Origin of the sequence: Pseudomonas sp. BAY1663 (genome assembly GCF_000582595.1) — a bacterium.
GTDB classification, from domain to species: Bacteria; Pseudomonadota; Gammaproteobacteria; order Pseudomonadales; family Pseudomonadaceae; genus Stutzerimonas; species Stutzerimonas stutzeri_AF.
On sequence record NZ_AZSV01000113.1, the window covers coordinates 1 to 11,875 of the forward strand.

The 11,875-nt window shown below is 65.1% G+C and carries 9 protein-coding genes, 2 tRNA genes and 2 pseudogenes; 8 read left to right on the plus strand and 5 right to left on the minus strand.

The features are described 5' to 3' along the window. Positions 1-224: hypothetical protein (locus BAY1663_RS24845; protein WP_218186691.1), on the plus strand; the 224-nt coding region annotated here is incomplete at its 5' end. A 21-nt stretch (positions 225-245) separates the two neighbouring features. Here BAY1663_RS24845 and BAY1663_RS20550 read toward each other — a convergent pair. After that, positions 246-3,712 (minus strand): annotated as a pseudogene (locus BAY1663_RS20550) (NahK/ErcS family hybrid sensor histidine kinase/response regulator). 254 nt (positions 3,713-3,966) lie between these two features. Between BAY1663_RS20550 and BAY1663_RS20555 the strand changes: the two are divergent. From BAY1663_RS20555 to BAY1663_RS20570, 4 genes and pseudogenes are all read left to right on the plus strand, one after another. Beyond that, positions 3,967-4,526, plus strand: a pseudogene (locus tag BAY1663_RS20555) (GNAT family N-acetyltransferase). A 304-nt stretch (positions 4,527-4,830) separates the two neighbouring features. Beyond that, on the plus strand, positions 4,831-5,547 hold the full coding sequence (locus BAY1663_RS20560; RefSeq protein ID WP_037044479.1) for an AzlC family ABC transporter permease: 717 nt from the start codon (positions 4,831-4,833) through the stop codon (positions 5,545-5,547). Further along, complete coding sequence (locus BAY1663_RS20565) at positions 5,544-5,870, plus strand: AzlD domain-containing protein (protein ID WP_037044482.1); 327 nt, start codon at positions 5,544-5,546, stop codon at positions 5,868-5,870. The genes BAY1663_RS20560 and BAY1663_RS20565 overlap by 4 nt, the downstream gene beginning before the upstream one ends. Before the next feature lie 52 nt (positions 5,871-5,922). Further along, positions 5,923-7,278, plus strand: a complete 1,356-nt coding sequence (locus tag BAY1663_RS20570) for an acyltransferase (protein WP_037044485.1) — start codon at positions 5,923-5,925, stop codon at positions 7,276-7,278. A gap of 242 nt (positions 7,279-7,520) precedes the next feature. On the opposite strand, the gene rdgC is transcribed toward BAY1663_RS20570, so the two are convergent. Continuing rightward, complete coding sequence (gene rdgC, locus BAY1663_RS20575) at positions 7,521-8,441, minus strand: recombination-associated protein RdgC (protein ID WP_037044488.1); 921 nt, start codon at positions 8,439-8,441, stop codon at positions 7,521-7,523. Between the two features lie 213 nt (positions 8,442-8,654). Here rdgC and BAY1663_RS20580 point away from each other — a divergent pair. Then, positions 8,655-8,730, plus strand: a tRNA-Val gene (locus BAY1663_RS20580). 13 nt (positions 8,731-8,743) lie between these two features. Beyond that, positions 8,744-8,820, plus strand: a tRNA-Asp gene (locus tag BAY1663_RS20585). Between the two features lie 92 nt (positions 8,821-8,912). Here BAY1663_RS20585 and BAY1663_RS25540 read toward each other — a convergent pair. Both BAY1663_RS25540 and BAY1663_RS20595 read right to left on the minus strand, forming a co-directional pair. Next, a complete protein-coding gene (locus BAY1663_RS25540; protein ID WP_037044491.1) occupies positions 8,913-9,251 on the minus strand; it encodes a hypothetical protein in 339 nt (112 codons plus the stop codon). Between the two features lie 2 nt (positions 9,252-9,253). Next, positions 9,254-9,814: a DUF2478 domain-containing protein gene (locus tag BAY1663_RS20595; protein ID WP_037044494.1), complete on the minus strand. Its 561-nt coding sequence runs from the start codon at positions 9,812-9,814 to the stop codon at positions 9,254-9,256. Positions 9,815-10,150: 336 nt separating this feature from the next. Between BAY1663_RS20595 and BAY1663_RS20600 the strand changes: the two genes are divergently transcribed. Next, entirely contained in the window at positions 10,151-10,885 is a 735-nt protein-coding gene (locus tag BAY1663_RS20600) for an FKBP-type peptidyl-prolyl cis-trans isomerase (RefSeq protein ID WP_164838483.1), read from the plus strand. Between the two features lie 76 nt (positions 10,886-10,961). Here BAY1663_RS20600 and bfr read toward each other — a convergent pair whose 3' ends face one another. Next, a complete protein-coding gene (gene bfr / locus BAY1663_RS20605; RefSeq protein WP_037044500.1) occupies positions 10,962-11,432 on the minus strand; it encodes a bacterioferritin in 471 nt (156 codons plus the stop codon). Positions 11,433-11,875: the final 443 nt, after the last annotated feature.

Here is an 11,875-nt window from a genome sequence, read left to right on the forward strand (position 1 = left end):
CCGGAAGGAGGGAAGTCTGGCCGCGCAGCGGTCAGACCCGGATGTCGGGTGCCCTTCTTCTTTGGTTACTTTCTTGTTGGGCAAGCAACAAGAAAGTGACTCGGCCGGGGGGGCCGAAACCAGAAGTGTCAGCACACTCGGTAAGCACCCTGATCACCAAGCGCAAGCCCAAACCAAATGGCAGCAACACCCAAACTTGCCAGTCCGGTGTCAACACCCTCTGAGACCGATAACTCCCGAAGCCCTCATCTCAACGTCAGATGACGACTCATCAACGCCCGCAACGCCGCGGGCTTGACCGGCTTGGCGAGGAAATCCAGCCCGCTGGCATGGATCGCCGCGACCAGTTCCGGCCGCGCATCGGCGCTGATCACCACCCCCGGTACCGGCTCGCCCAGGCGGGCGCGCAGCCAGGCCATCAGGTCGGTGCCGGTCTGGCCGCCGTCGAGGTGGTAGTCGACCAGCACCAGTTGCGGGCGAATGTCCTCGGCCAGCAGGTTCTCGCAATCCTGGCGGTCGCGCGCCGTCCAGACCTGGCAGCCCCAGCGCGTGAGCAGGCTGTTCATGCCGATCAGGATGCTGTCCTCGTTGTCGATGCACAGCACCTGGGTGCCGGTCAGGGCGGAGTGTTGCGTCTCGCCCAGGCCGTTCGGCTTGCGTGGTTGACTGGTCTGCCGGGCGATCGGCACGGTCACGCTGAACACGCTGCCCTTGCCGAGCCAGGAGCGGACCTCCAACGGGTGTTCGAGCACGTGGCAGAGGCCGTCGGCGATTGCCAGGCCCAGGCCCAGGCCCTTCTCGGCGCGGGTCTGGTGGCTGTCCAGGCGCTTGAATTCCTCGAAGATCACTTTCAGCTTGTCCTGCGGAATGCCCGGGCCACGGTCCCAGACTTCCAGGCGCAGGGACTTGCCCTGCCGGCGCACGCCCAGCACCACCCGGCCCTTGGCGTAGCGGAAGGCATTGGTGAGGAAGTTCTGCAGCACGCGACGCAGCAGGCGCATGTCGCTGTCGACCCGCAGTTTGCTGCCGTGCACACGGAGGTCGATGCCCTGCTCGCGCGCCAGGGCGGTGAATTCCGTGCCCAGGGTGTCGAACAGCGTGGCCAGCGGGAAGGCGTTGCGTTCCGGGGTGATCCGCCCGCCTTCCAGGCGCGAGATGTCCAGCAGGTCGGTGATCAGGTCTTCGGCCGAACGGAGCGAGCTGTCCAGGTGCTGCACCAGTTCCTGAGTCTCCTTGGGGAGCCCGTTCTGTTGGTGGGCGAGCGCGGCGGAGAACAGCCGGGCGGCGTTCAGCGGTTGCATCAGGTCGTGGCTGACCGCGGCGAGGAAGCGGGTCTTCGACTGGTTCGCCGCCTCGGCAGTGCTCTTGGCCTCGATCAGTGCCTGGTTCAGTTGCGACAGCTCCTGGGTGCGTTCGCTGACGCGTTGTTCCAGGCCTTCGTTGGCGTCCTTCAGCGCGCGTTCGGCCTCGCGGTAGGCGGTGATGTCGCTGAAGCTCATGACGAAGCCGCCGCCGGGCATCGGGTTGCCGATCAGCTCGACCACCCGGCCGTTGGGGAACAGCCGCTCGGAGGTGTGCGCGCGGCCCTGGCGCATCCAGTACAGGCGCTTGGCCACGTGGGTATCCGGGTCGCCCGGGCCACACAGGCCGCGCTCGGCGTTGTAGCGGATGATGTCGGCGATCGGCCGGCCGATGTAGACCAGCCCGTCCGGATACTCGAAGAGTTCGAGGTAGCGGTGGTTCCAGGCCACCAGGCGCAGCGACTGGTCGACCACGCTGATGCCCTGGGTGATGTTCTCGATGGCGCCTTGCAGCAGCGCGCGGTTGAATTGCAGCACCTCCGAGGCTTCGCCGACGATGCGCACCACGTCGTCGACCTGCATGTCGCGGCCTTCCAGCGCGGCCTTGACCACCGCGCGGGTGGAGGAGGCGCCGAGCACGCCGGCGAGCAGGCGCTCGGTGTGGGCGATCCACTGGCCGTCGGCCTGGTGCTTGGGCGAGAAGTCCTGGCCGTGGCGGCGGGCGAAGCGCTGGAAGCTGAGCTCGGCGCGTTCGGCGCCGACGAAGCGCGAGGCCAGCGTCAGCAGGTCTTCGACGCGTACGGCGAGCAGGCGGCGGCTGCTGCTGGGCGAGGTGACTTCCTGGCCGATGAAGCGGCTGGCCTGCCAGTGTTCGGCGACGCGGGTCTGGGTCAGGATCGATACCCAGAAGAACAGCGTGAAGTTGCCGGCCAGCGACAGCGTCACGCCGACGGTCAGCGCGCTGATGCCGAAGCCAGGTGGTTGCCGTAGAGCCATTCCAGCCCGGGGAACATCTCCAGCGGCCAGCCGAGCAGCGGCAGGATCAGCGTGTAGAACCAGATGGCCGCGCCGGCGGCCAGCCCGGCGAAGACGCCGCGGCGATTGGCCTGTTTCCAATACAGCGCGCCGACCATCGCCGGCGCCAGCTGGGTGATGGCGGCGAAGGCGGTCTGGCCGATGGTCGCCAGGGAGGCGGTGGAGCCGAGCAGGCGGTAGCTGACGTAGGCCAGCAGCAGGATCAGCACGATGCTGATGCGGCGTACCGAGAGCATCCAGTGGCGAAAGGCCTCGAATGGGCGTTCGGCTTCCTGGCGGCGCAGCAGCCAGGGCAACAGCATGTCGTTGGAAACCATGGTCGACAGCGCCACGCTGGCGACGATCACCATGCCGGTCGCCGCCGAGGCGCCGCCGATGAAGGCGAGCATCGCCAGCCACGGGTGCTGCTCGGCCAGCGGCAGGCTGATGACGAAGGAGTCCGGGGTCACGCCGTCGGGCAGCAGCATCTGCCCGGCGAGGGCGATCGGCACCACGAACACCGCGGCGAGCACCAGGTAGAGCGGGAATACCCAGCGCGCCAGGCGGAAGTCGCGCGGTTCGATGTTCTCCACCACGGTGACGTGGAACTGCCGCGGCAGGCAGACGATCGCCATCATCGCCACGGTGGTCTGCACCAGCATCGACGACCAGTTGACGGTCTCGCCCCAGTACTCGCTGAGCTCGGCGGCATCGTGCGCCTGGTTGAACAGGTCGCCGAAGCCGTTGTACAGGCCGTAGGTGATGAAGGCGCCGACGGCGAGGAAGGCCAGCAGCTTGACCAGCGATTCGAAGGCGATCGCCAGCACCATGCCGCGGTGGTGTTCGGTGACGTCCAGGTTGCGCGTACCGAAGAGGATGGTGAACAGCGCCAGCACGATCGAGACGATCAGCGCGGTGTCGCGCGTACCGGTGCCCGTGGCCTCGACATTGGTGCCGATCAGCACGTTCACGCCCAGCACGATGCCCTTGAGCTGCAGGGCGATATAGGGCACCACGGCGACCAGGCAGATCAGTGTCACCACCACCGCCAGCAGCTGCGACTTGCCGTAGCGGGCGGCGATGAAGTCGGCGATGGAGGTGATGTTCTCCTGCTTGCTGATCATGATCATCTTCTGCAGCACGTGCGGTGCGAACAGCAGCAGCAGGATCGGCCCGAGATAGATCGGCAGGAACGCCCAGAGCTGCTCGGCGGCCTGGCCCACCGCGCCGAAGAAGGTCCAGCTGGTGCACCAGACCGCCAGCGACAGGCTGTAGACCCAGGGACGCAGGCGTGGCGACATCGAATCGCGATTGCGATCGCCATAGAAGGCAATGGCGAACAGGATGGCCATGTAGACGAGGGCGACCGCAGCGATCAGCCCGCCGGACAGCGTCATGCAAACTCCAGATAACAAGGAAAAGCGGCAGGTCGGGTTCGGCCGGCATGAATATGCGAAGCACGAATGAAACCAGACCCGGCGACTCGTTAGTATGATGAATTCGCGAAGTTTCGCAGTATTAGTGCGCCCCGTGTTAAGGGCTGCGACCAAGGTCGCATGTGTCTAGAACGGGCTTGGCGGCAGGATCGCCAACCACCCGAGGGCACTTCCCGTAGCGCCGCTGGTCCGAACCCATCGGTAGGAGGTTTTTCATGTTCATGCCGCGTCCGGTCACCCTGCAGCGTGGCGCTTTGCGCCTGGACCCCCTGATGGAAGCCGACATTCCGGAGCTGGTCGCCCTGGCCGAGCGCAACCGCGACGAGCTGGTCTACCTGAACGGTCCGCTACGCCCCGACTGGTATCGCCACGCCCTGGCCGAGCAGCGCGAGGGCCGGGCGGTGGCGTTCAGCCTGCGCGTCGCCGACCGGCTGGTCGGCACCACGCGTTTTGCCGACTTCATGCCCAGCCTGCCGGCTGCCGAGCTTGGCTGGACCTGGCTCGATCGGGGCGAGCATGGCAGTGGCTGAACGCCTCGATCAAGTACCTGCTGCTGCGCCACGCATTCGAGGACTGGCAACTGGTGCGGCTGCAGTTGAAGACCGCGGCGAGCAACCTGCGCTCGCAACGGGCGATCGAGAAGCTCGGTGCCCAGCGCGAGGGGCTGCTGCGCAATCATCGGCGCCTGGCCGATGGCCGGCTCGACGACACCGTGCTCTACAGCATCACCGACCAGGAATGGCCGGCGATCAAGCAGCGGCTGGCGGCGAGCTGAGGCGGGGACTTGAAGCTCAAAAGCATCGCCCCGGGGGCGGGCCTCCCACAAAAGCAGGCTGTGCACACCGAACCCTGTGGGCGGCGCGCCCTCGCGGCGATTGCCGGCCGAAGGACTGCCAGAGGCCGTGCCGCTCGAAAAGCATCGTCCATCCGCATCGCCTGGCGGGCCGACTTCGGTTAAGGTTTACGGTTTTCGCGGTGGCTGCTCGCCCGGTTCATCTGCCCGTCCCATCCTTGCGCTACGCTCGGGGCGTCGTGACGGCGGTGCATGATCCGTCGCGTGGTTGGCTCGAGGAATTCCGATGTCCCGCTCGCAAGAGTTCTTTCACGGTTGCCGCGACATCCTGCCGCTGGTGCTCGGCGCGATTCCGTTCGGCATCATCTTCGGCACCCTGGCGATCGGCGCCGGCCTTTCCGGCTGGCAGGCGATGGGCATGTCGGCCCTGGTGTTCGCCGGCTCGGCGCAGTTCATCGCGATTACCCTGCTCACTGGCGGCGTGGGCGCGCTGGTGGTGCTGCTGACCACCTTCGTGGTGAACCTGCGCCATGCGCTGTACAGCGCGGCGCTGCAGCCTTTCGTCCGCCATCTGCCGGGCGGCTGGCGCGGGCCGCTGGCCTTCTGGCTGACCGACGAGGCGTTCGCGGTGGTGCAGCATCGCTACGCCCGCGAGGACGATTCGCCGAACAAGCACTGGTTCTTCCTCGGCGCGGCGCTGACCATGTATTTGAACTGGCAGCTGTCGACGCTGGCCGGCATCGCCTTTGGCCAGGCCGTGCCGGACATCGCCAGCTGGGGCCTGGATTTCGCCATGATCGCGACCTTCATCGGCATCGCCGTGCCGATGATGCGTACCCGCCCGCAGGTGGCGTCGGCCGTGGTGGCCGGCGCGGTGGCGTTGCTGACCTGGGCGTTGCCGTACAAGCTCGGGCTGATCGCCGCGGCGCTGGCCGGCATCGTCGTCGGGGTCTGGCTCGAGCGGCAGGCCGAGGCCGTGGCCCGGGCAGCGGGGGAGCTATGAATACCTGGTTGCTCATCTTCGGCATGCTGGCGATCACCTTCCTGATCCGCTACAGCTTCTTCGCCTGGCCGGACCTGCGTTTTCCGCGGCTGGTGGAGCAGGGCCTGCATTACGTACCGGTGGCCGTGCTCACCGCCATCGTGGTGCCGGGCATGCTGATGCCGGGTGGCGAGTGGGCGCTGCGCTGGGACAATGCCTATCTGCTGGCGGGCATTCTGGCCATTGTCATCGCCGCCTTCAGTCGCAACCTGCTGGCGACCATCGCCGGCGGCCTGCTGAGCTTCTTCCTGTTGCGCTGGGCGTTCGGACAGTTGCCGCTATGAACGGTCGCCGCCCGCCTGATTCTCGTCCCGAGTCACGGAGCGTACCGATTCGATGACCCAGCACTCGCAATTCCGCCTGCTCGGCAAGCGCCGCTTCCTGCCGTTCTTCTGCACCCAGTTGCTGGGTGCGTTCAACGACAACGTGTTCAAGCAGGCGCTGATCCTGGCGATCCTCTTCAAGCTCGGCAGCAGCGCCGACACGAGCCTGCTGATCAACCTCTGCGCCTTGCTGTTCATCCTGCCGTTCTTCCTGTTCTCCGCGCTGGGCGGGCAGTTCGGCGAGAAGTTCGAGAAGGCCTGGCTGATCCGCCGGGTCAAGTTCGCCGAGATCCTGATCATGCTCGCCGGGGCGGCCGGAATGCTGCTGGGCAGCCTGCCGCTGCTGCTGGTGGTGCTGTTCTGCATGGGCACGCAGTCGGCGCTGTTCGGCCCGGTGAAGTATTCGATCCTGCCGCAGCAGCTCGCCGAGGACGAGCTGGTCGGCGGCAACGCGCTGGTGGAGATGGGCACCTTCCTGGCGATCCTCGGCGGCACCATCGGCGCTGGTGTGCTGATGGCCAGCAGCGGCTATGCCGGCCTGGTGGCGGCCAGCGTGGTGTTGATCGCGCTGGCGGGCTATTTGTCCAGCCTTGCGATTCCCGCGGCGACCGCGGCGTTGCCGACGCTGCGGCTGGACTGGCACGTGCTGCGCCAGTCCTGGCGGATCATCAAGCTCGGCCTCGGCCAGGAGAAGGCGGTTTCGCGGGCGATGCTGGGCAATTCCTGGTTCTGGTTCCTCGGGGCGACCTACCTGACGCAGATTCCGGCCTTCTCGCGGGACCTGCTCAATGGCGACGAGAGCGTGGTGACGCTGATCCTCACGCTGTTCTCGGTGGGCATCGCGCTGGGTTCGCTGCTCTGCGAGCGGATGTCGCGGCACCATGTGGAGATCGGCCTGGTGCCGTTCGGCGCTCTCGGGCTGAGCCTGTTCGGCGTGCTGTTGTGGTGGCATGCCGGCGGCTTCCCGGCGGTTGCGGCGCCGCTGGACTGGCTGGCGCTGCTGGCCGAACCACGGGCCTGGTGGGTCCTCGCCGACATTCTCGGGCTCGGGGTGTTCGGCGGGCTCTATATCGTGCCGCTGTACGCGCTGATCCAGTCGCGCAGCGTGGTGCACGAACGCTCGCGGGTGGTGGCGGCGAACAATATCCTCAACGCACTGTTCATGGTCGTCTCGGCGCTGATCGCCATCGTCTTGCTGGTGCTGCTGAAGCTGGCGATCCCGCAGCTGTTCCTGGTCGTTTCGCTGATGACCGTGCTGGTGTGCGGGGCGCTGTTTCTCGACGTGCCGGAGTTCATCGAGCGTTTTCTGGTCTGGCTGCTGGGCGAGCCCCTGGGCGGAGCGCTGGCGGTGCGCCTGGGGGTTCGCTAGGGACCTGCAGCGCGGCGGGGAAATCGGGGTTCGGGCGTAATGCCGTTCAGGTCATCGATCCCGTTCACGCAGGATGCAGGATCATATGGTAGGAGCGCGCCACGCCCGCGATTCGCGCGCATGGCGCGCTCCTACGAAGAACGGGCTTGCGGCATTCAGCGTATCCCTGTGGGTTGCCCGGCCCGGAGCGATGCTTTTTGAAACTTGGCAGGCCCGTGGGCCTGCCATCGCCGCGGAACCGGTCAGATACCCTGCGGGATCTCTTCGCCGCCCAGCGCTTCGAACAGCGCCGGCAGGAATTCGCGGAAGGTCATCATCATCAGCAGGAAGCTGGCGTCCTGCTGGGCGAGGGCGTCGTCGCCGCCATCCTCTTCGGCCTGGTCCTGCAGCAGTTCTTCGAAACGCAGGCGCTTGATCACCGTCTTGTCGTCCAGCACGAAAGACAATTTATCCTGCCAGGCCAGGGAAAGCTGGGTGACTTGCTTGCCGGCCTCCAGGTGTTGCTGGATCTCGTCGCTGGTCAGGTCCTGGCGCTTGCAACGCACCACGCCGCCGTCCTCGTGGGTGTCGCGCAGCTCGCACTCGTCGAGCACGAAGAAGTCGTCGGCGGCCTTCTGCGTCTTGACCCAGTCGGTGAGGGTGGCGCTGGGGGCGATCTTCACCGTCAGCGGGCGCACCGGCAGCGAGCCGATGGCCTCGCGCAGGGTGGACAGCAGGTCCTCGGCCTTTTTCGGGCTGGCCGAGTTGACCAGGATCAGCCCGCGCTCGGCGTCGATCGCGGCGAAGGTCCCGGACTTGCGGATGAAGGCGCGCGGCAGGAAGGCCTGGATGATCTCGTCCTTGATCTGGTCGCGTTCCTTCTTGTAGACCTTGCGCATCTGCTCGGCCTCGATCTCGTCGACCTTTTCCTTCAGTGCATCCTTGACCACGCTACCGGGCAGGATGCGTTCTTCCTTGCGCGTGGCGATCAGCAGGAAGCCCTGGCTGACATGCACCAGCGGCGCGTCCTCGCCCTTGCCGAACGGTGCGACGAAACCATAGGTGCTCAACTCCTGGCTGGCGCAGGGGCGGGCAGGTTTGGTGGCCAGTGCAGCTTCGAGTGTCTCGGGATCGAAAGGAACGTGCTGGGTGAGACGGTAGACGAGCAGGTTGCGAAACCACATGGCGGGGTAAATCTCCGGAAAGCAAAGCGCACATTATTCCTTCCCGTGGTTCGCAGGCCAACCCTGGCGGCCGGTGCCGCCGACGGAAAAGGGAAAAACGCCCGTAAACGAAGGGTTTTCCTAAGTCTTTGGAACTCCTGCAATTTTTTTTTCAAAAGGGGGTTGCCAAGGTCGGGAAGCCTCTCTAGAATGCGCCCCACTTCGAGAGCAAACGGGTGATTAGCTCAGCTGGGAGAGCATCTGCCTTACAAGCAGAGGGTCGGCGGTTCGATCCCGTCATCACCCACCACTCGAGGTTAAGCGCAGCGGTAGTTCAGTCGGTTAGAATACCGGCCTGTCACGCCGGGGGTCGCGGGTTCGAGTCCCGTCCGCTGCGCCATATTCGCTTCCTGGGTCCACTGAACGCCCGGAAGCATCGAGAAAGCGGCCTATGGCCGCTTTTTTCGTTTTCGGCATTTCTCTTCTTCTATTTCACGTTCTCGCGCAATCGAGCCGGTCGCTTTGTGCCCGAGTGGCTGTGCCTGCTGTCAGGCTGTCGCGCGTCCGTGCTCGGTCAGGCTTTGTTGCGGCAGATGAACAACGGCAGCTCGCCCTGCAGATGGTGCCGGGACCGCAGCCGACGTCCAGCAGGCTGCGGGCGCCATCGAGATTCATGCGGTGGACGAAGGCCTCGGCATAGACCCCGCCGAGGGCGCCGTGGCCCATGGCGGCGGCGCGCTTGTCCCAGTCGCTGGCCGGCTTCGGCGGGCGCTCGCTGCGTCGCAGGCGCTGGCGGTAGCGTTCGGCGAAGTCGATGTCATCGAGGCTCATGGTCATCCTTCCCGGATTCGGCCGTCAGTTGCAGTCGGGAGGCGAGTGGGCGTCTGGCCGGGCAGGCTGTAGGCCCAGGCGAGCAGGGCGCTTTCCCGCAGCGGCAGGAGGCAGTCCGGGTGGCCGGTGAAACGCTGCCAGTCGGCCTGGTATTGCGGGCTGACCAGGGTCAGGAGCGGGATACCCTCACTCATCAGTGCGAGCATTTCCTGGGCGAAGCCCCGGCCACTGGCCTCCTGTACGCCGAAGCGGTTGGTCAGCACCAGGTCGGGGCGTTCGCTCAGGGCTTCGCGCAGCACCGTGCTGGCCTGGGCCAGGCCGCCGGGATCGAGGCTGCAGGCGTGCGAGCCCGGGCCGAGGGCCTGGGAGATATCGAAGATGCGTCCGTCACGCAGATCGGCGATCTGCATCGGCAGCCGGCCGCCCGGGTCCTTGCCGCGTACGCTGACCAGTCCGCGTACTCGCCAGCCCTGCCGTTTCAACGTTCTGGCGAGCTCCAGCAGCAGCGCGTCGCCTTCGCCTCCGCCGGCATGCAATACGGCTGCAAAGGGCATGTCGTTCATATCGAGTCCTCCGTTCGGACGCCGAAGCCGATCCTGGCGGGCTGAAGTATGCCTTCCGCGCGCTTGCTCGGTCTGGCCGGGCATCATCCGCTGCGCTTCGACAGGATGCCGGCAGGTGGTGAACAGGGGCATTCATCAGCGCTACATTCATTTCTATATGGCGGCTGCGCCTTGACCCCAGTCAATCGCCAACGCTCTACATGATGCACTTCTTGTTGTGGCAGCTGTCTTCCTGTGCATGATGCGGGTTCGGTAGCCAGCGGTCATGTGCGCCTGCTAAGCTCCGGCACCGATTTGGATGCGTCCTACGACCTATATAAGGGAAACAGCATGAGACTGAGACATCATCGCTTGGCATCGGCAGTCGCTCTGGTTGGCCTGGTCCTGGCCGGCTGCGACTCGCAGACGAGCGTCAAGCTGGAAACTCCGGCGCAGAAGGCGTCCTATGGCATCGGCCTGAACATGGGCAAGAGCCTCGCGCAGGAGGGCATGGATGATCTCGATTCCAAGGCTGTAGCGCAGGGCATCGAGGACGCCATCGGCAAGCAGGAGCAGAAGCTCACCGACGAGGAGTTGATGGAGGCCTTCGCCTTCCTGCAGACCCGCGCCGAGGAGCGCATGGCCGAGATGAACGCCAAGGCGATCGAGTCGGGCAAGAAGTTCCTCGAGGAAAACGCCAAGCGTGAAGGCGTGAAGACCACCGAGTCTGGCCTACAGTACGAAGTGGTGAAGTCGGCCGAGGGTCGCCAGCCGACCGAGAACGACGTGGTCACCGTGCACTACGAGGGCAGCCTGACCGACGGCACCGTGTTCGACAGCTCGATCAAGCGCGGTAGCCCGATCGACCTGCCGGTCGGCGGCGTGATTCCGGGCTGGGTCGAAGGCCTGCAGCTGATGCACGTTGGCGAGAAGTTCAAGCTCTACATCCCGAGCGAGCTGGCCTATGGCGAGCAGAGCCCGAGCCCGCTGATCCCGGCCAACTCGGTGCTGGTGTTCGACCTGGAACTGCTGGGCATCAAGGGTGACGAAGCGCAGCAGCCTGAGGCCGAGGCGGCCGAGCAGCAGGAGTAAGCGGGTCGATTGCAGCCCGCCGAAAGAAAAACGCCCCGACTCGATCGGGGCGTTTTGTTTTCGGCCTTGGCTGGCCTCAGTCGTCCATGTGCGACTGCAGGTAGTTTTCCAGGCCTACCTGGTCGATCAGTCCCAGTTGGGTTTCCAGCCAGTCGATGTGCTCTTCCTCGGACTCGAGGATGTCTTCCAGCAATTCGCGGCTGCCATAGTCGCCAACGCTCTCGCAGTAGGCGATAGCGACCTTCAGGTCCTGCAGGCCGCTCTGTTCCAGCTTGAGGTCGCACTCGAGCATCTCGCGCGTGTTCTCGCCGATCAGCAGCTTGCCGAGGTCCTGCAGGTTCGGCAGGCCTTCGAGGAAGAGGATGCGCTTGATCAGTTTGTCGGCATGCTTCATCTCGTCGATGGATTCGTCGTATTCGTGCTTGCCGAGTTTGCCCAGGCCCCAGTCCTCGTACATGCGCGCATGCAGAAAGTACTGGTTGATGGCCACCAGTTCGTTGCCGAGGATCTTGTTGAGGTGCTGAATGACCAGCTTGTCGCCTTTCATCTGTTCGCCCTGCCCGGGAAGCCGTGGTGATTGATTCAGTCTGGCCATGCGGGGGCGGCCTGTCAAACCTAAGTCATTGAATGCAAAAGGGTAAAGCTGACTGAGAATGGTTTAGTTCCGCATCGGTCGGCAATCGCATGATTTACAGGCAAAAAAGGTTCATCGCGCTTTCTTGGGGAAGCAAGGATTGACACCGGGCTGGCAAGGTTGGGTGTGTTGCTGCCATTTGATTTGGGCTTGCGCCTTGGTGATCAGGGCGCTTACCGAGTGTGCTGACACTTCTGGTTTCGGCCCCCCGGCCGAGTCACTTTCTTGTTGCTTGCCCAACAAGAAAGTAACCAAAGAAGAAGGGCACCCGACATCCGGCCCCGGCTGCGCCGGGGTTCCCTCCTTCCGGTGCCGCTCCGGGGGCCGTCACGATGGGACGTCCCTGTCCCATCGTT